Below are 19,303 nucleotides of genomic sequence, written 5' to 3' on the forward strand. Positions count from 1 at the left end.
CAGCCTGCGCGTCGAAGCATTGCTCATGGCGCTGGCCTGGTCCGGCGGTAGTCCGGTTCGGTGGTCCGACAGCGGGCCCACTGCCGATACTCGTCAGCAGGTCGGCGTGGAAGCAGCAGCAGGGTCATCGCCGCAACCGCGGCCCCGAGCAATGTCGCTGCGATCACATCGGTCAGCCAGTGGTAACCCAGGTACACCCGTGAGGCGGCCACTCCTGCCACCCCCGCGACTGCTGCCGACCAGGCCGCGATTCGGACGGCGGGCCGGTGCGCTGCCCGGGCGATGAGGGCCGCTCCCACGATCAGCACGGCGGTGGCCGTTGTCGTGTGCCCGGACGGGAAGGAGAAACTCTGCTCCACGGGCCCAGCCATCAGGGACACGGGTGGACGGGGCCGGGCCACGAGCAGCTTCATTCCGAAGACTACGACGGCCGATCCCACCAGGGCGACGGTCAGAGCGGCGGCCGCACGGATTCTGCGGACCGCCGCCAGCACGGTCACCGCTGCGCCCACGAGGACGGGAAGAATTGTCGTGCCGGCGAGATCGGTGAACCGGAGGGCGATCGGGGTCAACCACGGCAGCCGCTCGGCTGCCGCCTCGTGAAGCACGACGGCGTCCCACCGCCCGACCCATACTTGCGTCGCCACCAGCCACCAGGTCAACAGCGCCCCAGCCGACGCTCCGAGGGCTGCCGCTCCGGCAAGCCGTGGCGTCGCCGGTCCTCGGCCGGAGGGCTCGGCCGCAGAGACGCGGTGAGCCACTGGCGTCGCGAGCCCGCTCATGCCGTCCCCGCAGTGCTCACGCCTACCGCCGGAACCTGCTCCGAACCGGCCAGCGCCGGCGGCAACCCCGGCACGATGCTCTCCACACCGGTCATGCCCGCACCCGACCGTTCGACTTTGCGTTCATGGGCGGCACCTCCTCGCGATCGCGACATGTGCCGATGACGGAGCCCACCGTGTCGGACGTTCGCTGAGGAGGCGCTGAGGACATTTCTCGGCGATCGACCCCGAGCAGGGCCCTCTCAGCTTCCGCTCAGCGGCCGCGCGGAGGATCGCCAAGCAGCCGACTCGGAAGGGGCGAATCACCCGTGAAACCGTCCATACGCGTGCTGGTCGCCGACGACCACCTTCTCGTTCGTACGGCGGTGTCCGAACTGCTCAACACCGTGGATGGCATGTCCGTCGTCGGTCAGGCAACCGATGGACGTGAGGCCCTCGACCTGGTCGAGCAGCTGCGACCGAACGTCGTTCTGATGGATGTGACCATGCCTGCCATGTCCGGGCTGGAGGCAACGCGGCTGCTGACGGAGCGACACCCCGGTCTCACGGTGCTCATGTTCAGTGGAGACGTCCGGTACAGCGTCGTCCAGGCCGCGCGTGCCGCAGGCGCGACCGGCTTCCTGGCCAAAGGATGCCGCGGGACCGATTTGATCCGCGCGGTCCAACGCGTCCACTCCGGCGGGTCTGCCTGGCCGGGCTCCGCGTAACGCCCTGGACGCTTCGCAGTCCTGACCGAACTGTTGCCTTTCGGCGTGGCGGTGACGCGGACCACCGGACCACCGGACTGGTGAATGACAGTCAGAATCGGGTTGCTGAGTCCGCTGACGTCTCTCGTCACCTGGACCACGACAGTCATGAGCTTGCGTCGGTTCAGCCGTTATCTGCCGTCCTGGCTAAGGGGTTTGCTGACGACCGTCACCGGCTCCTGACGACGGCGGGGCTGACCCGGAGCGGTGGACCGGGTCGACCGCTCTGCCCCTCGACCGGGCGGGTGCGAAACACGGTTCCGTCATGCGTAACGAGCACGGCGCGGACACCAGGCAGTGGCGCCAACCAGCCCAGGGCGGCCGGCCCCTGGGCCACGGCGGCGGTCGCGTACGCGTCGGCGAGGGCCAGATCCAGGGCGATCACCGTGGCGGACGCGAGACGCTGGGCGGGGCGCTGGGCGTGAGGGTCGAAGCCGAGTGGCCCGCGTTCGTACGCGCCCGAGGTGGCAACGCCCACGTCGGTGGCGGAGATCGTCTCCAGTACGCGGCCCGGATTCTGAGGGTCGATGACGCCGATGCGCCAGCCGGAGCCGTCGACACGCCCCGAAGCGTTCCCGGTCACGACGAGGTCCCCGCCGGCGTTGACGACGGCGTGGCGAACCCCGTGATCGACCAGGGTGCGTAGGGCACGATGCCCAGCCCAACCCTTGACCAGTCCGGTCGGGTCCAGGCCGCCTGGCATGGCCCAGGGGTCGAACCACCCATCGGAGTGCTTCCACGCCGTGGCACACAGGTCCAGCACCCTGCTGACCACCTCAGGGCACTGCTCGGCTGTGACCTCTCCCCGCCTGAGGAGACTGACGCAGCTGCCGGGGTCGTAGGTGGAGAAGGTGCGGTCCGCCTCGTAGAGGACACGGACCGCGGCGCACAGCGCACGGTCCAGGACCGACTTGGTGATCCGGGAATCGCGGATGTCGATGGTCACCGCGGTCCCCATGACCGCTTCAACGTGCATCCGTCCGGTGACAGTGCCGGGAAAGGCGGGACCGAGCTTGACGGCCCTCCCGGTCACGGGGTCGCCGCCGAGCGGGCCATGTCCAGCGCCGCCTGAAGGCTGCGCCGGTACCCGGCGCTGGTGTAGGAGGCGCCGGACACCGTGTCGATGCCGGCGTCCTGCGCGGCCACGGCGGCGGCGTCCAGGCGGGGACCGGCTGCCGCGCTGATTTGCCGGGACTCGCCGTCGCCGTCTGGTAGCTGTACGGCGGTGGCGGCTGTGAGCTTGGTGCCGGTCACCGTGACCTTCACCTGGACCGGCCCGTAGCGGGTACCGATGGTCGGGCCGGTCGCGGTCACCTGGGTCGAGCCGGAGGCGCTACCGCTCTGGCCGGGTACGGGGCTGACCTGGACACCGACGTCGGCGGTGACGGCTTCGATCTGGGTGCGGGCCAGAGGGAGCACGGCGGCCAGCCCGATCGCGGCGCCGGTGATGGTCAGGACGAGAGGTCGGATCATGAGTTCCTCACAGGGAGAAGGATTCGGCGTGGATCTGGCCCGCGGGGACGCCGAGCTGCCGCAGCGTGCTGAGCAGTTGGGCGGTCAAGCCGGGGGGCCCGCAGAGGTAGACGTCACGGGTGGCCAAGTCGGGCACGAGTGCCCGGAGCTGCCAGGCGCCGAGCGGGCCGGCCGGGTCATCGGCGGCACTGCGGGACCCGGTTACCAGGTGCACCGTCGTCGCGGGCCGCGAGTCAGCCAAGGCATTGAGTTCGCCCTGGTGCACCGCGTCCACGGGCGTGGAGGCGCGGTTGACCACGACGGCATCGACATACGGGGGCAGGTCCTCCAGCAGCGCGCGGATCGGCGCGATGCCGAGACCGGCACCGATCAGCAGCACGCGGTCCCGGGTCCGGGCGGCGGCGGTGAGGACGCCGTATGGGCCTTCGACCAGCACGCGGGTGCCGGGCCGGAGCCGGGCGAGAGCGCGTGTGCCGTCGCCGATCTCGCGCGCGGTGAGCCGGAGCTGCTTGCCCGTCGGGGCCGCGGACAGGCTGAAGGGATGCGCGCGCCACCAGTGCCTGGTGTCCACGAACCGCCAGACGAGGAACTGTCCCCCGCGGGCGGTCAGGCGGCCCAAGTCGCGGCCGGCCACGGTGACAGTGACGACATCGCGGCTCTCCCGACGCACCCCTGTGACGCGCAGGCCATGCCGCGCCGATCGCAGCACCGGCAGCCCGGCCCGGAAGACGGTGGCCGCGGTGAGCACAAGAACGAGCTGAGCGGTCCACCACCCGCGCACCAGCGCGCCCTGCAGGACGGTCGACCCGGCCGAGAGCTGGTGAGCGAAGGCGAGCAACACGGCCGCGTAGGTCATCAGGTGCAGCAGGTGCCACCCCTCGTAAGGCAGGCGACGACGGACGAAGCGGACCGAGGTGAGCGCAGCGACCAGGAACAGCGCTGTTCCGGCGACCGCGTCCAGCGTCGTGCTGCCCAGCGACAACAACGCCGGCCACCAGCCCCCGAGACCGCGGCCGTAGCCAAGGGCCAGCAGCAGCGGATGGGCGACGAGCGCCACCAGGGCGGTCGGTGCGAGCCTCCGGTGCCAGCGCAGCAAGCGGTCCTGGCCGACTCCCTTCTCCAGCCACGGGATACGGGCAGCGAGCAGCACCATGCCGAGGACCAGCACCTCGGCGAGAAGCCCGGTCATCCGCCCTGCCCAGGTGGCCAGGCCGCCGGGGAGCTGCAGGTCGACCGGCAGCCGGGCCACCCCTAGCGCGGCCACGGCGCCCAGGTTCGCGCCCCAGAGGAGAAGAAGAAGTCCAGCGGGCCATTGCCGCAGGCCCGCTGGACTCCCACCGGACACGACTGTGATCCGGGGTCCGGCAGATACGGTCGCTGCTGCCATGCCCTGCTCCTAGGAGAACCGTCTGGGGCCCGGTGGTGACGACATGGTGTGCACGCGACGCTGAGGATCCGCTGAGAACAACCCGGGTCAGCGGCGCCGGCCGGACTCGACTGCCAGTTCGTCCACGTCCACCGGGGGGAGCTGGTCACGCTTGCTCACAGCCAGATACGACACAACCGCCAGAATGGCGGCGAGGAACACCACGCTGGTCAGCGTCGTCCCCATCCCCAGGCCGCCGTCAGCCGTCGGCTGGGAGAAGCCGTCACCCAGCGAGGCGCCCAGAGGCCGGGTGAGCACGTAGGCGATCCAGAAGGCAAGGACGGCGTTCGCCCTGAACACCAGGTGGCTGGCCGCGACGGCCCCGATCAGGACGGCGAACAGCAGCGCTGACAACCAGAATCCGACACCCAGCCGCTCGGCGACCAGGTCACCGGCAGCGGTGCCGAGCGCGAAGGTGACCAGGATGGCCAGCCAGTAGAAGGCCTCGCGTCGACGGGTGACGACACTGTGGATCGACAGCGTCTTCTCCACCGAGTACCAGGCGGCGAAGACGGCAGCGAGCGCGACAGCGAACGCCGCCGTGGTGACCTCCAGCGGCACCCCGAGGTTGTCGGTGAGGTTGTCGGTGATCAGCGTGCCGACGACGCTGATCAGGACAACGGTCGCCCAGTACAGCGGGGGCACGTAGCGCGGGGCACGAAACTGGTATCCCAGCACGACGAGGAAGACCGCGCCGACGACGACGGTCGTTCCGGTCAGGCCGAAGCCGAGCGTGACGTTGAGATAGTCGGCTGCGGTCTCCCCCACCGTCGTCGCGAGGATTTTGATCACCCAGAACCAGATGGTGACCTCGGGGACCTTGTTGAGCAGCGTGCGTGCTGTCTGAGAGGAAGCTCGGGTGGTGTCCATGGGCGCAGCGTCGCGCCGCGCTCCTGCACACGACCTGAACAGCTACCCCACAATTCGAGGCCATCGGAAGCAGTAGGGCCATCATGGCGTCGTGCCCGTCGCCGGCCAGGTCTGTGTCCTCGTCGTGGAGGACGACCTTCAGCTCCGCGACCTGGTGGCTCGTGGCCTTCGTGAGCATGGGCTGACCGTGGTGACGGCTGGCGACGGGGCTGGGGCTCTGGCCGCGGTGCAGCGGCAGCCCTTCGACGCCGTCGTGCTCGACATCGGACTGCCCGATTCTGACGGCCGGGACGTCTGCCAGGCCCTGCGGGCACGGGGGGTGACGAGCCCGGTGCTCTTCCTAACCGCGCGGGACCAGTTGCACGACGTGCTGTCGGGCTTCGCCGCTGGCGCCGACGACTACCTGGCCAAGCCGTTCCACGTCAGCGAGCTGGTGGCTCGCCTACGGGTCGCGCTGCGACGGTCCGCACCGGCGACGACCGGCGCGGGCGGGTTGTCCCTGGACCCGGTCTCCCATGCGTTGCTGGGGCCGGCCGGCACACAGCGACTGACCCCCACGGAGTTCCGCGTGCTGGCGGCGTTGATGGGCCGCCCGGGCGAGGTCGTTCGCCGGCGGGAGCTACTGGCCGCCGGCTGGCCGGACGGCGCCCGCGTCGCGGACAACACCTTGGATCAGTACGTCGCGCGGCTGCGCCGGAAGGTCGACGCTGCGGGTGAGGGTCGCTCGATCCAGACCGCACACGGCGTGGGATACACGTTCGTATGACGTGGCTGGGGTGGCTGCGCCCGTCCGGGCGCACCAGCCTGCGCAGCCGACTGGCCTGGTCGGCCTCCCTCGTGGTGGCGCTGTGGGTGGTACTGCTCGCCGTGGGCGCCAACATCCTGCTCGCTCGAGGGCTCGCCGCCCAGGCCGACGATGTTCTTCGCGCCAGGGCGGAGGCCACCGCCCTCACCGTCGAGGTCGCCGTCGACGGCAAGGTGTCGGTGTTGGAGACCCGGGACGATCGGGCCCTGGACGTCGGCACGTGGATCTTCACCGGCGACGGCTCGATCGTGGAACGCCCGCCGGGCAGCAGCCCAGCGCTCGATGCGGAGGCCGCCGGCCTTTCCCGAGCCTGTGCCGGGACCCGGGACCTGGAGGCCGGGGAGTCATTGCGCCTGTTGTGCCTGCCGGTGATCGAGAACGGTCAGCAGGTGGCCGCCGTGGTCACTAGCTCGTCCATGTCCCCCTACGACCAGGTGCAGCGGCTCGCCCTGCTGGGCAGCGTCGGGGTAGCGGTCGTACTGATGGTGATCGTGCACGTCGTGCTGCGCGCCAACGTGACTCGTGCGCTGCGACCGGTCCAGCAGATGAGCGTGCAGGCCGGACGATGGAGCGCCGAAGACGTAGAGCGCCGGTTCGGATCTGAACCACGCCCGGCCGAGCTCGCCGAACTGGCCGAGACTCTCGATCAGCTTCTGGATCGGCTCGCCGCGGTCATTCGCCACGAGCAGCGATTCTCGGAAGAACTTTCCCACGAACTGCGCACGCCGTTGGCCCGAATTCAGGCAGAGGTCGACCTTCTCATCGCGCAGCCGCGCGATGCCACGGCGCTCCAGACCGCCCACCTCGCGATCGACCGGTCGACGCGGTCGATGCGGTCGATCTTGGACACCATGATGACGGCCGCGCGGAGTATGAACTCACTGGACGACGCGCGGTCCCGGCTCGATGAGATCCTCGTCCGGCTCACAGAACTCGACAGGCTGGGCGACGGGACGCCGGTCGTCGTCGACTGCCCGGCCGGTCTCATCGTGGGTGTCGACGGCGACGTACTCGAACGCGCACTGGCACCGGTGGTCGACAACGCCATCCGGTACGCCCGAACTCAGGTGACCATCCACGGTTCACGCGAGCAGGGTCGGATCGCCGTCACCGTGATCGACGACGGTCCCGGGATGACCGAAGAGATCGCCGAGCGGGCCTTCGAACCGGGGTTCCGCGGTGATGCTGGAGATGGTCACCCGGGCGCCGGACTCGGGCTCGCGCTCGTCCGACGGCTTGTGGTTGCCGCCGGGGGCACGGCCCAGGCGACGGCCTCCGCGTCGGGCGGCCAGGTCAGGCTGACTTTTCCACCGGGCTAACCCGGCCGTGCCAGGAGTCACCGTTCCTCAGCCCTAGAACCCTTCGCGGACGGTGGCCCAATGCTGCGCGCGGTCGTTCCCGACGGCGTCTGGCGCCGACGGTCGGCTCGCAGCCGCAGGACCGGGCAGCCGACGCAGCGCGGGGTCGAGCGACAGCAGCTGACGCGCTTGCGGTGGGCCATCACGTCCGCCCGTCCAGCACCGGCTGCGTTGTCAGAGGCGTAGCAGCCGCATCGCGCCCGGCCCGCCGCCACGCTGCGGCAGGCAGGAGGCGAAGTCCATTGAGGCCGACGAGCACGGTGGAGCCCTCATGTCCGGCGACACCGAGTGGCAGCGGAAGGAGCCACAGGAGGTCCCACGTGACCAGGACCGTGATGACGGTTGCGGCAATGATCAGGTTGGCCTTGACCACGCGGTGCGCCCGGCCGGACAGATCGATGATCTTCGGCAGGATGGCCAGCTCGTCGCGGACGACGATGGCGTCGGCGGTCTCCAGGGCGAGGTCCGAGCCGTGGCGACCCATCGCCACGCCGAGGTCGGCCGTGGCCATGGCCGGGGCGTCGTTGACGCCGTCACCCACGAGCAGGACCCGGTGCCCGGCCGCCTGCAGCGCCTGGACCTCGGCCACCTTGTCGGCCGGAAGCAACCCGGCGCGAACATCGGTGATCCCGACCTCCTCGGCCAGCCGGCGAGCGGCGCCCGGGTTGTCGCCGGTGAGGAGCACCGGCGTGGCGCCGGTCAACGCGGTCAGCGCCCGGACGGTCGCCTGCGCGTCGGGCCGAAGCCGGTCGGCCAGACCGAGGACCCCGACCGCCCGGTCGTCGACGAGTACGACGACGGCGGTGCGTCCGGCCGCCTCCAGCTCGGTGACGGTCGCCCACGCCGGGTCCCCTCCCCCGCCGGGAGCCGGCGAATCCCGCAGCAGCGCCGGGGAACCGACCCGGACGACCTGGCGGTCCACGGTGGCGGTGACGCCGCGTCCAGGCGCGGACGAGAACTCCTGGGCGTGGGCCAGCTCGAGCCGGCGCTCGGCTGCGGCAGCCACCACCGCGCGGGCCAGCGGGTGCTCACTCGGGCGCTCGGCCGCGGCAGCCAGAGCCAGCAGCTCGTCGGCGTCGAGGCCTGTTCCGGGCAGGAGCCGGATCTCGGCGACCCGCGGCGTCCCCTCCGTGAGGGTGCCGGTCTTGTCGAAGGCGACGATCGTGATCTCGCGGAACTTCTCCATCACCACCGCGGACTTGACCAGCAACCCATGGCGGCCTGCGTTGGCGATCGCCGACAGGAGCGGCGGCATGGTGGCCAGGACCACCGCGCAGGGAGAGGCGACGATCATGAACGTCATCGCCCGCAGAAGGGTCGGCTCGAACGCGGCCCCGGCCGCCAGCGGGATACCGACCAGCGCCAGGGTCGCGACGACGATGCCCACCGAGTAGCGCTGCTCGACCTTCTCGATGAACAGCTGGGTCCGGGCCTTGGTCGCCGACGCCTCCTCGACCATGGTGACGATCCGGGCGACCACGGAGTCCGCAGCGGCCCGGTCGACGCGGATCCGCAGGGCCCCGGTTCCGTTGAGGGTGCCGGCGAAGACCCGGTCGCCTGACTCCTTGAGGACCGGCAGCGGCTCGCCGGTGATGGATGCCTGGTCGACCTCGCTGACACCCTCGAGCACTTCGCCGTCGGCACCGACCCGCTCGCCGGGACGGACCAGGACCACGTCACCGACGGCGAGCTCGGCGGTGTCCACGATCTCCTCGCAGTCTGCGCCGTCCAGCCGGGTGGCCCGCTCCGGCGCCAGGTCGAGCAGCGCACGCACCGAATCGGCGGTCCGCCGGGTCACGAATGCCTCCAGCGCGCCCGACGTGGCGAAGATGACGATCAGCAGCGCCCCGTCGAACACCTGCCCGATCGCGGCGGCGGCCAGCGCGGCGACGATCATCAGCAGGTCGACGTCGAGTGTCTTCTCCCGCAGCGCCCGCAGCCCGGCCAACGCGGGCTCCCAGCCTCCGGTGACGTAGCAGGCCAGGTACAAGGTCCACCAGACGACCGGAGGCGCCCCGGCGAGCTGGAACGCTCCACCGAGTGCGAACAACGCCGCCGCCGCGGCGGCCCAGCGCACCTCGGCCATGGACAGCACACCCCACAGCTGTGCGCGCGAGTTCCGGCCTGCGGGGGTCGCGCGAGCCACATCCCGGGGCGGGCTGGACAGGGTGGAGGACACCGGAGCTCCCGGGGTCAGAGGGATGAGTTCGTCCCACTGTAGGCACAGATGAACAGGTGTTCATGCGTCGGCTCTACAGTGGCTCCATGGGGCACGAGGTTGATGGCCGCGGACGAGCCGCTCGCCTGGACCTGGCAGCGGCAAAGACGGTGGCGGAGACGCTGCAGGCGCTGGCCACTCCAAGTCGACTGCTCATCCTGAGCCGACTGCGAGAAGGTCCGGCGACGGTCAGTGAGCTCACTGCCGCCGTCGGCATGGAGCAGTCGGCGGTCTCCCAGCAGCTGCGCCTGCTGCGCCACCTGGGGCTGGTCGACAGTCGACGCGAGGGCCGCAACATTTCCTACGCCCTCTATGACGACCACGTCGCCCAACTCTTGGACGAGGCGGTGTACCACGCCGAGCACCTCCGCCTGGGCGCCCCCGACCGGCAGACGGACGCGGACTGACCTCCGCCTGCGACACGCAGACCGGCGACCTACCGACCGAGCGTCCACGGGAATCAGCCTTCGGCCTACCGCCCTTGCGTCAGCAACTCCGGCGGGATGCGTCGTCTACTATCCGCGTATGGATGCAGGTAATCGGTCTTTACGTAGTCCGCTCCCGGACGACCAGGTCGATCTCGCCGTCGAGGTCTTCCGCATGCTGGCCGACGCCACACGCATCCAGCTCCTCTGGGCACTCATCGACCGGGAGTTGTCGGTCAACGAGCTGGCCGCCGAGGTCGGGAAGCTCCCGGCGTCGGTCTCCCAGCATCTGGCAAAACTCCGCATGAGCCGACTGGTGCGCACCCGTCGGGAAGGCACGCAGATCCACTACCGCCTGGAGAACGAGCACATCGCGCGGCTCGTCACCGATGCGCTCGACAACGCCGAACACGCGAGCACCGGAATCCCCGAGCACCACCGTGCCGACGCAGGCGTCACCGTCCTCCCGCAGCCGAGCTCCGCAACCGGGGTGGACACGCCATGATTTCTCCCAGCCAGCCCAGTCACGCTCACGAACCCGAGCGGGGCCGCCCCTCCGGGCACGACCACGACGACCTGCCGGGCCACGCGTCCCACGACCACGACCACGGCCACGGCGACGGGCACGGGCACGATTCGCATGGACATGACCACCCGCGAGGACTGAAGGGACTGCTCCGGACGGTCTTCCGGCCGCACAGCCACGACTCGGCTGACTCGGTGGACTCCGCGCTGGAGGCCAGCAAGGAGGGTGTGCGTGCGCTGAAGATCAGCTTGGTCGCACTACTGGTCACCGCGCTGGCCCAGGCGGTCGTCGTGTTCTTCACCGGGTCGGTGGCCCTGTTGGCCGACACGATCCACAACTTCTCCGACGCGCTGACCGCCGTCCCGTTGTGGATCGCTTTCGTCCTCGGTCGTCGCGCGGCCTCTCGCCGCTACACCTACGGCTACGACCGCGCGGAAGACCTCGCCGGCGTCTTCATCGTCGTCATGATCGCCGTGTCCGCTGTGGTTGCCGGCTACGAGTCCGTCCGGCGACTGCTCGACCCGCAGCCGATCAGCAACGTCGGCGTCGTCATCGCGGCCGGCCTCATCGGCGCCGCCGGCAACGAACTCGTCGCGCTTTACCGGATCCGCGTCGGCCGGAAGATCGGCTCCGCGGCGCTGGTCGCCGATGGCCTGCACGCCCGCACCGACGGATTCACCTCGCTCGCCGTCGTGCTCGGCGCCCTGGGTGTTCTCGCTGGGTTCCCCTTGGCCGACCCACTCGTCGGCCTCGGCATCACCGTGGCGATCCTGTTCGTGCTCAAGGGCGCGGCGACCGAGATTTACCGGCGACTGATGGACGCCGTCGAGCCCGAGCTCGTCGACGCCGCCGAGACCAGCATCACCGCCACCCCCGGGGTGCTGGGCATCGAGCGCCTGCGCCTGCGCTGGACCGGGCATCGCATCCGGGCCGAAGCCGCCGTGCTCGTCGATCCGGCGATCGGCGTCGTCGAGGGCCACGCGATCGCCGTCGACGTCCACCACCGACTGCTGCACGACGTTCCCCGCCTGGTCGACGCCACCGTGCACGTCAGCCCGCTCGACCACGGCGGACAGGATCACCACGCGGCGCTGGCCCACCATCGGGCGTCTCCAACGGTCGCCGGCGCCCCAGGCACCTGACCGCGCGGAGGGGCTGAGGGGAGTCGGGGATGCCAGGTTGGGCATGGGCGTTGATCGGAGGTCTGGGCGGCCTGGTGCTGTGCTGGCTGGTCCTCGTCGCCGTCCTGTGGTCCACCCGCCCGGAGGACCGGCGGCTGCGCGAGTTGCTGCGGTTGCTCCCCGACGTCCTGCGACTGCTACGCCGGTTGGCCAGCGACGCCGGCCTGCCGCGCGGAGTCCGGATACGGCTCTGGCTGCTGCTGGGCTACTTGGCCCTACCGATAGACCTCGTACCGGACTTCATCCCGGTGCTCGGCTACGCCGATGACGCGATTGTCGTAGCAATGGTGCTTCGCTCTGTCGTCCGGCGAGCGGGCCCGGACGCGCTCATCCGGAACTGGCCTGGCACGCCTGGCGGCCTGGCCGCCCTGCGTCGGGCCACCCGACTGCCCATGTGAAGCATCGCCTCACCTATTGCCAGCGGAATCGGGCCGGGTGCCCGCCGCAGACTAGGGCGGGGATCACACGGAGGTGCGCCGCTTGACCCAGCCGAAGGCAGCGGTGGCCACGAACAGAACGACGCCGACGACAAGTAGCCAGAGGAAACCCTCAACCACAGCGCCGATGATCGCGACGGCCAGCCAGATGACGAGGAGTAGCGCGATGAAGCCGAGCATGTTGATCTTCCTTTCGGAGTAGTTCTGGAGCTGATGCTCGCGTTCGCCGCGTCACTCACATCTCCCCGTGATCTTGACCGGATCGTCACGCGAGAGTCCCTCGGTGCGCCACGAGGTCACGCGACGACGCGGCCGCGAACCTCGGGAGCCGCCTACAGCCGGGCATCCTGCCCAGAGAAGTCGAGCACGACGGACCGCCGTCCTCCAAAAGACGGCACCCCCGACAGGCCGCGGCGCCGCTGGCCACCACGGACTAGGACTTGAAGACGTCCTTGACCTTCTCGCCGGCCTGCTTCAGGTTTCCGCTCGCCTGATCCGCTTCGCCTTCAGCCTTCAGGTCCTTGTCGTCGGTGGCCTTTCCGGCAGCCTCCTTACCCTGACCGCCGAGCTCCTCGATCTTGTTCTTCGCCTTGTCCATTCCACTCATGGGCAATGCGTACCCCGGGGGGCGGGGCCGCCAACCCGCATGCCCCGGATCGTCATGCGGGCGTAAAGAAGTCCCGATGGGGCCCTGGATGAGTAGGCCACTGCAAGAAACAGATCAGCGACCTCCGAGTGCGGCCGGCTCCTTGGCAGCCGCCTCCCGGCGCGGCGACCCACCCGTCCCGGCCGCGGCCACGCTCGCCGCGGGGCTCAGGTCGAGGCGCCGCAGCAGTTGGGCGTTGAGGGCGACGACGACGGTGGACAGCGACATGAGGATCGCGCCGACCTCCATCGGGAGGACGAAACCGACCGGGGCGAGCACGCCTGCGGCCAGCGGAACGGCAGCGAGGTTGTAGCCGGCCGCCCACCACAGGTTCTGCTGCATCTTCCGGTAGCCGGCCCGGGACAGCTGGATCACCGAGAGCACCGAACGGGGATCGTCGGACGCCAGGATGACCCCAGCGGAGGCGATCGCGACGTCGGTGCCGGCGCCGATCGCGATGCCGACGTCGGCCTGCGCCAGGGCGGGAGCGTCGTTGACGCCGTCGCCGACCATGGCGACCGCACGACCCTGGTGCTGCAGCGCGGCGACCTTCTCGCTCTTGTTCTCCGGCCGCACGCCGGCGAACACCTGGTCGATGCCCAACTCGGCGGCCACGGACCGGGCGACCGGCTCGGCGTCCCCGGTGATCATCACGACCTCGACGCCGAGGCGGTGCAGGGCGTCGACCGCCTCCCGGGACTCCTCACGGATCTCGTCGGCCAGCGCCAGCGCCCCGACGACACTTCCCTCGACGAGGACGTGCAGCACGGTCGCCCCGGCCTCGACCCACGGCTCCGCGGCGGGCAACGACGGCAGGTGGTGCTCGGTCAGCAGGTGCGGGCCGCCGACGGCCACGGTGCGACCGTCGACGGTGGCGGTCACCCCGACGGCGGCCGACGCCCGGAAGTCGGTGGCCGACTGGATGCTCAGCCCGCGGTGCCGCGCTGCGGCGACGATGGCCCGGGCCAGCGGGTGCTCGCTGTCGGCCTCCGCCGCGGCGGCCAGTGCCAGCACCTCGTCCTCGGGGGCGCCGGTGGTGGCGATGTGGTTCAGCGCCGGCTCACCCCTGGTCAGCGTCCCGGTCTTGTCGAACAGCACGGTGTCGATGGTGCGCATCCGCTCCAGCGCCGCGCGGTCCTTGACCAGCACACCGCCCTTGGCGGCGCGCTCGGTCGAGATGGACACGACCAGGGGGATCGCCAGGCCCAGCGCGTGCGGGCAGGCGATGACCAGCACGGTGATGACCCGGACCAGCGCGCTCTCCGGAGCCCCGAAGGCCGACCAGACGACCGCGGTGATCACCGCCGCCACCACGGCGTACCAGAACAGCCATCCGGCAGCCTTGTCCGCCAGCAGTTGCGCACGCGTCGAGGAGGACTGCGCCTCGGCGACCAGTCGCTGGATGCCCGCCAGTGCGGTGTCCTCCCCCACGGCGGTGACCCGCACCCGGATCGCGGTGTCGGTGGCCACCGTGCCGGCCACCACCGAGTCGCCCGGAGCCCGACGAACCGGCTTCGACTCGCCGGTGATCATCGACTCGTCGACGTCGGCGGTGCCCTCGACGACCTCGCCGTCGGCCGGCACGCGCCCGCCCGGCCGGACGACGACCACGTCGCCGGTGACCAGCTCGGCCGGGGAGACGGTCACGACGCGGTCGCCCTCGACCTTCTCCGCCTCGTCGGGCAACAGCGCGGCCAGCGAGTCCAGCGCGGAGGAGGTCTGCGCCAACGAGCGCATCTCGAGCCAGTGCCCGAGCAACATGATCACGATCAGCAGTGCGAGTTCCCACCAGAAGTCCAGCTCGTGGGAGAGCACGCCCAGGCTGGCACCCAAGGACGCGACGAAGGCCACCGTGATCGCCATGCCGATCAGCAGCATCATCCCGGGCTTGCGGGCCCGGATCTCCCCGACGGCGCCGGTGAGGAACGGGCGCCCGCCCCAGACGTACATCACCGTGCCCAGCACCGGGGCGACCCACGTCAGGCCGGGGACGTCGGGCAGGGAGTAGCCGACGATCGAGGCGAACATGTCGCTGAGCAGCACCGTCGGCACCGCGAGCGCCAGCATGATCCAGAACAACCGCCGGAACATCGCCACGTGGTCGTGGGCGCCGCCGTGTCCACCGTGCCCGCCGTGCCCGCCACCGCCTGTGTCGCCGTGGTCCCCGTGCCCGCCTTCATGCCCGCCTTCGTGCCCGGCAGGCATATCGCCGTGAGCGTCGCCGGTGTGCCCGGCCGCTGCGCTCAGTGGATCCTCGACTTCCGAACCGACGACGTCCGCGTCGGCCGCGTCCGGCATGCCCTGCCCGTGGGTGGATCCGTGATCGACTCCCGGCATGGCTTCATCCCCGTGCCCCGAGTGCTGGTGACCAGAACGGCTCGTGCGATCAGACATGACCTTGCACCTTCGCGTCGAGAGTCTTCGATCCGATGAGCCCCCCGTGCCGACTATCCGGCTAGGGGTGCTGCCGAGGTTCCAGGGGGACGGCCGGTGGCGGTTCCGCCGGCGACCCTGGCGGTGCCCCGCGACCGCGCCTTCCGAGCGCAGACTGTCAGCTGCAGCCGCAGCCGCACCCGGACGTCTGGCCACTGGCCCCTGCGAGCAGGTTGGCCGGCTCGGCCACCTGATAGCCGGCCTCTTCGACGGCAGCGCGCACGGCACCGTCGTCCACATCGGCCACCGTGCTGACGGTGAGTCCACCGGTGGCGAGGTCGACGTTGACGTCGGTGACGCCGGGAACCTGGCCGACCTCTTCGGTCACGGAGTTGACGCAGTGGCCGCAGGTCATGCCGACGACCTTGTACGTGGCGGTGCTCATCTCGGGTGGTCCTTTCGATTCCTTGTGGGCGTGCATTGCCGTGGGTGCTGGTTCGGGTGGTTCCGTCTCAGGAGCGGACCAGACGGGCGATGGCCTCGGTCGCCTCGCGGATCTTCTCGTCGGCTTCGGCGCCGCCGGCTGCGGCCGCCCGCACAACGCAGTGGCTCATGTGCTCCTCGAGCAGTCCGAGCGCGACTGATTGGAGAGCCTTCGTGGTCGCCGACACCTGCGTGAGGATGTCGATGCAGTACTGCTCCTCCTCGACCATGCGATGGAGGCCTCGAACCTGTCCTTCGATCCGGCGAAGGCGCTTGAGGTAGTCGTCCTGGCGCTGGATGTAGCCGTGCGAACTGCCGGCATCTGCGCGGTCCATGGTCGTCCTCCTGCACGCTTCGCAAATACCCCCTACCGGTATCTGCAAGCCTGACGCTATACCCCCTGGGGGTTAGAGCGCAAGGCCCTCTCAGCACCTCCTCGAGCAGGATCCGGGCGGCACGGAACCGGGGGCCTGCCCGGCCACGCGCAAGGCGCATGGCGCCCCTTCATGGCTCACTCCCCCAGGACGACATCGAACGTGAGTCCGCCGTCGTGCGACTCCATCAGCGCCGTGGTCGTGACGACGGCGATCCGCAGCGAGCCCCCCGCCGAGGAGGTCGCCGCCACTGCCTGCGGGGGTGATCCCAGCCTGGGCCCCGCCTGCCAGGTCACGGCTCCGTCCGAGCTCGTCCACACCGAACCGGACGGGTCCACCCCCGCGACGTTCAAGCCGTCGTCAGCCCAGTCGACCACCTGGAGGAGCGGCGCCCCGTCGTTCCGGACCCAGGAGCTGCCGCCATCGACGGAGGTGAGGAGACCCTGTTCAGTCGTGGCGAGAATCGTCCGCCCGTCGGGGGCCGCGGCGAGTATTGCCGGAGCTGCCGGTATCAGTAGTTGCTCCCACTCGTCGCCGTCGGCGCTACGCACGAGGGAGCCGTCGTAACCGAGGACCCCCGCGTCGCTGACCGTCAACGCATGGAAGTCGGACTCGCCCTGCCGGGATCGCGGTTCCCACGTCCGGCCGCCGTCCGTCGACTCGATCAGCCCGACCGGCTCTGGCAGGTCCACGTCCGGTCCGGGATGCCCGGAGGCGAGGAAGTGCCCCGGTCCGCGGACAGCGAAGCCCATCAGGTCGATGACCGGCCCAATATGGGTCGACTCTCCGTCGTCGCCCACTTCGAAAAGCCCGTCATGCGTGGCCAGGAGCAGTTGTCCGTCAGCTGGGTCGATCGCGACACCGTGGATGTGGCTCGACGGCAGCATGCCGACCGTTGCTCCAGCTGCCTCGGGTTCCGACTGCGCGGACGAGGAGGTGCAACCGCGACGAGCAGCGCGGAGGCGGCCGCCACAGAAATCGCTCCCGCGATCCCACGGACGGGAGCCATCGCGAGACGGCGAGACGCATGAACCGATGTAGCTGGGCGACGCAGGCCAGCGCGCATGGGGTGGTCCTTCGAGACGGAGAGGCTGACGGCGAGGGAGCGCTCCGGCCCGGTGGCCTGGAGCGCGCAGAGCTGTCGACGAGTGGCGCTGTCCCGCAGCCGGAACAGCGCCACCCGTCGCGGCGTCAGCCGTCCAACTCGGCCAGCAGCGTCTGCATCTCCTCGATCTCAGCCGTCTGAGACTCGACGATCTCCCGAGCCATCTCGACGGCATCCTGATCGGAACCCTCGGCGATTTCCGTCTCGGCCATCTCCACCGCGCCCTGGTGGTGCGGAATCATCATCTCCAGGAACATGCGATCGAACTCGGCGCCGGAAGAAGAGTCCAGCGCCGTCATGTCTTCCTCGGACATCCCTTCCATGTCCATGCCACCGGAGCCGTGATCCATGCCGCCCATGTCCTCATCGGGCAGCGGCTCGCCCCACTCCTGAAGCCAGCCGGTCATCGTCTCGATCTCCGGCCCCTGCGCCTCCTCGATGCGATCCGCCAGATCGATCACCCTCGGGTCCGCGGCCCGACCATCGGCGAGCTGAGCCATGCGCAGGGCCCCCTCATGGTGCGGGAGCATGCCCTGGACGAACGCGACGTCGGCCTCGTTGTAGGTGGTCGCGCTGGCGGAGCTGGTGGCGCTGGCACTGCGCTCGGCACCGCTGTCGGCGCTGGTGTCACTGCTCCCACCGGAGCAGCCGGCGAGAACGACGGTTCCTGCCATGAGTCCGCCGGCCAGGCGGACGAGTCGTGCGGTCTTGCGAGTCATCAGAATTCTCCTGCGGTTGTAGGTCTTAGGCGTGCGCGTAGGACCCGACTGAGCCATGGGCGGAGTCGGGTCAGAGCATTCGGCCTAGATCCGCAGAAGACAGAGAGCGGACAAGTCCGGTGGTCGAGGGACCCTCGACCACCCGGTGTGCCACAACGGACAAGGAGCCGAGCGCGAACGCTCGATGTCGATGCTCGACCGATCAGCGCTGCAGCAGCCAGCGCACTCACGCCGGTGAGGACCACGGCCAGACAGACCGCCATCAAGGCCGAGCCGTGGGGCGGAGAACCGTCCGCGGAGAGATCGGCGGCGACGGCGATCGTCATTGCAGCAGACATCGTCGCGGGCGACAGGTGAGGTGCGGCGGCGAGAGCTGAGTCGATTTCCGCCGCCTGCGCGGACAGAGCAGACGGGACGGGTCCTGCTTCGGTCATCCCGTGACCGGCGACGTCGGTCGCCATGCACTGGACCCCGTGCATGCTGAAGACAGCAGCGAGCAGTAGCAGCGCCCACATGCGTCGCGCCGACATACCACCCCCCAACGACTGGGCTCAGGCTACTAGGCCGCTTAGGGTCTGACAGCCGCCTCCGGGTTGCGCCGCTTCGAACCGCCACGACTCCGCTGACCGTCACATCGGATGCGGTCGGCCCGAGCGCACGCCGGCACGCTGGGCAAGGTCTTCGGTGGCAGCCCGGCCGCGAACCGGGCGTGTAGCGGCACGGCGAGCGAGTCCTCGACCGCTCATCAGGCGGCCCACCGGAGTCACTTTGGCTGCCTCTGCGCCACTCAGAATCCCTGTCCCACTCGTTCCGCCGGAGCGGTCGCCAGCCGTTCAGTCGCCTTCGTCAGCCGCCGAACCTCGGCGGTGTCCAGCTCCAGTAGGGCGGCCGCCCGCTCTGCGGGCACGTCCTCAGCGAGCAACAAGCGCAGCGTCTCGCCGAGCGCCGCCGTCGCTGCCGCCAAGGCCTGCTCGGCCTCGCTTCGCGCCTCCAGGGCCACCAGCGCGTCCGCCGTCGCCTCCTCGACCCGACGGTCGTGTTCATCGCGGGCGGCGTCCAGCGCCCGTCGTCGCTCCCGGGCCTTCGTCAACGCCGCCGCCTGCCGACTCACCGTTCTGGCCACCGCTTCCTCCGCTCGTTCAGCTGATCGACCGCCGGATCGTCACACGGCCTCATGACACGGCTCCGACGCGAGCGTCACCCCAACCGCCCGACGACCGGAGCAGGCGTCACCCCACCCCCTCCTACCTGACACACCTCATGCATCTGCGGTAATAGTTGCGCTCCGTCGCCGACGGCGGAGCGCTCGCGGGCGTCACCGGCGAGGCTCGACGTCTTGCTGCCCGTCGCGATCCT

22 protein-coding genes are annotated in these 19,303 nt (G+C 70.2%); 8 read left to right on the top strand and 14 right to left on the bottom strand.

Annotation, left to right across the window (positions count from 1 at the left end; translation table 11 throughout):
• Nucleotides 1–23: 23 nt before the first annotated feature.
• Entirely contained in the window at nt 24–662 is a 639-nt protein-coding gene (locus CRP29_RS13220) for a phosphatase PAP2 family protein (protein WP_176522947.1), read from the bottom strand.
• Nucleotides 663–1,108: 446 nt separating this feature from the next.
• Between CRP29_RS13220 and CRP29_RS13225 the strand changes: the two genes are divergently transcribed.
• Complete coding sequence (locus CRP29_RS13225) at nt 1,109–1,489, top strand: response regulator (RefSeq protein WP_245852769.1); 381 nt, start codon at nt 1,109–1,111, stop codon at nt 1,487–1,489.
• Nucleotides 1,490–1,697: 208 nt separating this feature from the next.
• Here the strand turns inward: CRP29_RS13225 and CRP29_RS13230 are convergent, their stop codons facing one another.
• From CRP29_RS13230 to CRP29_RS13245, 4 genes are all read right to left on the bottom strand, one after another.
• The gene (locus CRP29_RS13230; protein WP_176522949.1) at nt 1,698–2,474 is read right to left on the bottom strand and encodes an FAD:protein FMN transferase; all 777 of its coding nucleotides are present in this window, start codon (nt 2,472–2,474) and stop codon (nt 1,698–1,700) included.
• Between the two features lie 83 nt (nt 2,475–2,557).
• Nucleotides 2,558–3,001, bottom strand: a complete 444-nt coding sequence (locus CRP29_RS13235) for an FMN-binding protein (RefSeq protein WP_097195469.1) — start codon at nt 2,999–3,001, stop codon at nt 2,558–2,560.
• Between the two features lie 7 nt (nt 3,002–3,008).
• Nucleotides 3,009–4,265 carry a ferredoxin reductase family protein gene (locus CRP29_RS13240; protein ID WP_176522950.1) on the bottom strand — a complete coding sequence of 419 codons (1,257 nt, stop codon included), beginning with the start codon at nt 4,263–4,265 and terminating at the stop codon, nt 3,009–3,011.
• Between the two features lie 210 nt (nt 4,266–4,475).
• A complete protein-coding gene (locus tag CRP29_RS13245; RefSeq protein WP_097195471.1) occupies nt 4,476–5,297 on the bottom strand; it encodes a COG4705 family protein in 822 nt (273 codons plus the stop codon).
• A gap of 91 nt (nt 5,298–5,388) precedes the next feature.
• Here CRP29_RS13245 and CRP29_RS13250 point away from each other — a divergent pair, with 91 nt between their 5' ends.
• Nucleotides 5,389–6,063: a response regulator transcription factor gene (locus tag CRP29_RS13250; RefSeq protein ID WP_097195472.1), complete on the top strand. Its 675-nt coding sequence runs from the start codon at nt 5,389–5,391 to the stop codon at nt 6,061–6,063.
• Complete coding sequence (locus CRP29_RS13255) at nt 6,060–7,421, top strand: sensor histidine kinase (RefSeq protein WP_097195473.1); 1,362 nt, start codon at nt 6,060–6,062, stop codon at nt 7,419–7,421. Before CRP29_RS13250 ends, CRP29_RS13255 begins: the two co-directional genes overlap by 4 nt.
• Before the next feature lie 181 nt (nt 7,422–7,602).
• Here the strand turns inward: CRP29_RS13255 and CRP29_RS13260 are convergent, their stop codons facing one another.
• Entirely contained in the window at nt 7,603–9,546 is a 1,944-nt protein-coding gene (locus CRP29_RS13260; RefSeq protein WP_097195579.1) for a heavy metal translocating P-type ATPase, read from the bottom strand.
• A gap of 179 nt (nt 9,547–9,725) precedes the next feature.
• Between CRP29_RS13260 and CRP29_RS13265 the strand changes: the two genes are divergently transcribed.
• From CRP29_RS13265 to CRP29_RS13280, 4 genes are all read left to right on the top strand, one after another.
• The gene (locus CRP29_RS13265) at nt 9,726–10,085 is read left to right on the top strand and encodes an ArsR/SmtB family transcription factor (protein WP_097195580.1); all 360 of its coding nucleotides are present in this window, start codon (nt 9,726–9,728) and stop codon (nt 10,083–10,085) included.
• A 118-nt stretch (nt 10,086–10,203) separates the two neighbouring features.
• Nucleotides 10,204–10,608 (top strand): ArsR/SmtB family transcription factor, encoded by a 405-nt coding sequence (locus CRP29_RS13270; protein ID WP_097195474.1) that lies wholly within the window; start codon nt 10,204–10,206, stop codon nt 10,606–10,608.
• Between the two features lie 215 nt (nt 10,609–10,823).
• Nucleotides 10,824–11,771 (top strand): cation diffusion facilitator family transporter, encoded by a 948-nt coding sequence (locus CRP29_RS13275; RefSeq protein WP_245852770.1) that lies wholly within the window; start codon nt 10,824–10,826, stop codon nt 11,769–11,771.
• A gap of 29 nt (nt 11,772–11,800) precedes the next feature.
• On the top strand, nt 11,801–12,208 hold the full coding sequence (locus tag CRP29_RS13280) for a YkvA family protein (RefSeq protein ID WP_097195476.1): 408 nt from the start codon (nt 11,801–11,803) through the stop codon (nt 12,206–12,208).
• A 63-nt stretch (nt 12,209–12,271) separates the two neighbouring features.
• Here CRP29_RS13280 and CRP29_RS22765 read toward each other — a convergent pair whose 3' ends face one another.
• The 3 genes from CRP29_RS22765 to CRP29_RS13290 form a co-directional block, all read right to left on the bottom strand.
• Entirely contained in the window at nt 12,272–12,427 is a 156-nt protein-coding gene (locus CRP29_RS22765) for a hypothetical protein (protein ID WP_176522951.1), read from the bottom strand.
• Nucleotides 12,428–12,680: 253 nt separating this feature from the next.
• Nucleotides 12,681–12,854 carry a CsbD family protein gene (locus CRP29_RS13285; RefSeq protein WP_097195477.1) on the bottom strand — a complete coding sequence of 58 codons (174 nt, stop codon included), beginning with the start codon at nt 12,852–12,854 and terminating at the stop codon, nt 12,681–12,683.
• Nucleotides 12,855–12,968: 114 nt separating this feature from the next.
• The gene (locus CRP29_RS13290) at nt 12,969–14,984 is read right to left on the bottom strand and encodes a heavy metal translocating P-type ATPase (protein ID WP_217991581.1); all 2,016 of its coding nucleotides are present in this window, start codon (nt 14,982–14,984) and stop codon (nt 12,969–12,971) included.
• A gap of 42 nt (nt 14,985–15,026) precedes the next feature.
• Between CRP29_RS13290 and CRP29_RS22770 the strand changes: the two genes are divergently transcribed.
• Nucleotides 15,027–15,326 (top strand): hypothetical protein, encoded by a 300-nt coding sequence (locus CRP29_RS22770; protein ID WP_176522908.1) that lies wholly within the window; start codon nt 15,027–15,029, stop codon nt 15,324–15,326.
• A gap of 118 nt (nt 15,327–15,444) precedes the next feature.
• Here CRP29_RS22770 and CRP29_RS13295 read toward each other — a convergent pair whose 3' ends face one another.
• The 5 genes from CRP29_RS13295 to CRP29_RS13315 all read right to left on the bottom strand — a co-directional run bounded on the left by CRP29_RS13295 (nt 15,445) and on the right by CRP29_RS13315 (nt 19,070).
• Nucleotides 15,445–15,711 carry a heavy-metal-associated domain-containing protein gene (locus tag CRP29_RS13295; RefSeq protein WP_097195478.1) on the bottom strand — a complete coding sequence of 89 codons (267 nt, stop codon included), beginning with the start codon at nt 15,709–15,711 and terminating at the stop codon, nt 15,445–15,447.
• A 67-nt stretch (nt 15,712–15,778) separates the two neighbouring features.
• Nucleotides 15,779–16,084, bottom strand: coding sequence for a metal-sensitive transcriptional regulator (locus tag CRP29_RS13300; protein ID WP_097195479.1), 306 nt, complete (start codon nt 16,082–16,084; stop codon nt 15,779–15,781).
• A gap of 176 nt (nt 16,085–16,260) precedes the next feature.
• The gene (locus tag CRP29_RS23715; protein WP_342745227.1) at nt 16,261–17,403 is read right to left on the bottom strand and encodes a F510_1955 family glycosylhydrolase; all 1,143 of its coding nucleotides are present in this window, start codon (nt 17,401–17,403) and stop codon (nt 16,261–16,263) included.
• Nucleotides 17,315–17,947, bottom strand: a complete 633-nt coding sequence (locus tag CRP29_RS13310) for a DUF305 domain-containing protein (protein ID WP_097195480.1) — start codon at nt 17,945–17,947, stop codon at nt 17,315–17,317. The genes CRP29_RS23715 and CRP29_RS13310 overlap by 89 nt, the downstream gene beginning before the upstream one ends.
• Nucleotides 17,948–18,734: 787 nt before the next feature.
• Entirely contained in the window at nt 18,735–19,070 is a 336-nt protein-coding gene (locus CRP29_RS13315) for a hypothetical protein (RefSeq protein WP_137160525.1), read from the bottom strand.
• Nucleotides 19,071–19,303 lie beyond the last annotated feature (233 nt).

Source organism: Blastococcus aggregatus (assembly GCF_900221005.1).
GTDB classification, from domain to species: Bacteria; Actinomycetota; Actinomycetes; order Mycobacteriales; family Geodermatophilaceae; genus Blastococcus; species Blastococcus aggregatus.

Coding starts and splice junctions, on each gene's coding strand:
- CRP29_RS13235 (WP_097195469.1), bottom strand. CDS start 3,001: ATGATCCGACCTCTCGTCCTGACCATCACCGGCGCCGCGATCGGGCTG.
- CRP29_RS13245 (WP_097195471.1), bottom strand. CDS start 5,297: ATGGACACCACCCGAGCTTCCTCTCAGACAGCACGCACGCTGCTCAAC.
- CRP29_RS13255 (WP_097195473.1), top strand. CDS start 6,060: ATGACGTGGCTGGGGTGGCTGCGCCCGTCCGGGCGCACCAGCCTGCGC.
- CRP29_RS13260 (WP_097195579.1), bottom strand. CDS start 9,546: ATGGCCGAGGTGCGCTGGGCCGCCGCGGCGGCGGCGTTGTTCGCACTC.
- CRP29_RS13265 (WP_097195580.1), top strand. CDS start 9,726: ATGGGGCACGAGGTTGATGGCCGCGGACGAGCCGCTCGCCTGGACCTG.
- CRP29_RS13270 (WP_097195474.1), top strand. CDS start 10,204: ATGGATGCAGGTAATCGGTCTTTACGTAGTCCGCTCCCGGACGACCAG.
- CRP29_RS13280 (WP_097195476.1), top strand. CDS start 11,801: ATGCCAGGTTGGGCATGGGCGTTGATCGGAGGTCTGGGCGGCCTGGTG.
- CRP29_RS22765 (WP_176522951.1), bottom strand. CDS start 12,427: ATGCTCGGCTTCATCGCGCTACTCCTCGTCATCTGGCTGGCCGTCGCG.
- CRP29_RS13285 (WP_097195477.1), bottom strand. CDS start 12,854: ATGAGTGGAATGGACAAGGCGAAGAACAAGATCGAGGAGCTCGGCGGT.
- CRP29_RS13290 (WP_217991581.1), bottom strand. CDS start 14,984: ATGTTCCGGCGGTTGTTCTGGATCATGCTGGCGCTCGCGGTGCCGACG.
- CRP29_RS13295 (WP_097195478.1), bottom strand. CDS start 15,711: ATGAGCACCGCCACGTACAAGGTCGTCGGCATGACCTGCGGCCACTGC.
- CRP29_RS13300 (WP_097195479.1), bottom strand. CDS start 16,084: ATGGACCGCGCAGATGCCGGCAGTTCGCACGGCTACATCCAGCGCCAG.
- CRP29_RS23715 (WP_342745227.1), bottom strand. CDS start 17,403: ATGCCGTCGAGATGGCTCGGGAGATCGTCGAGTCTCAGACGGCTGAGA.
- CRP29_RS13310 (WP_097195480.1), bottom strand. CDS start 17,947: ATGACTCGCAAGACCGCACGACTCGTCCGCCTGGCCGGCGGACTCATG.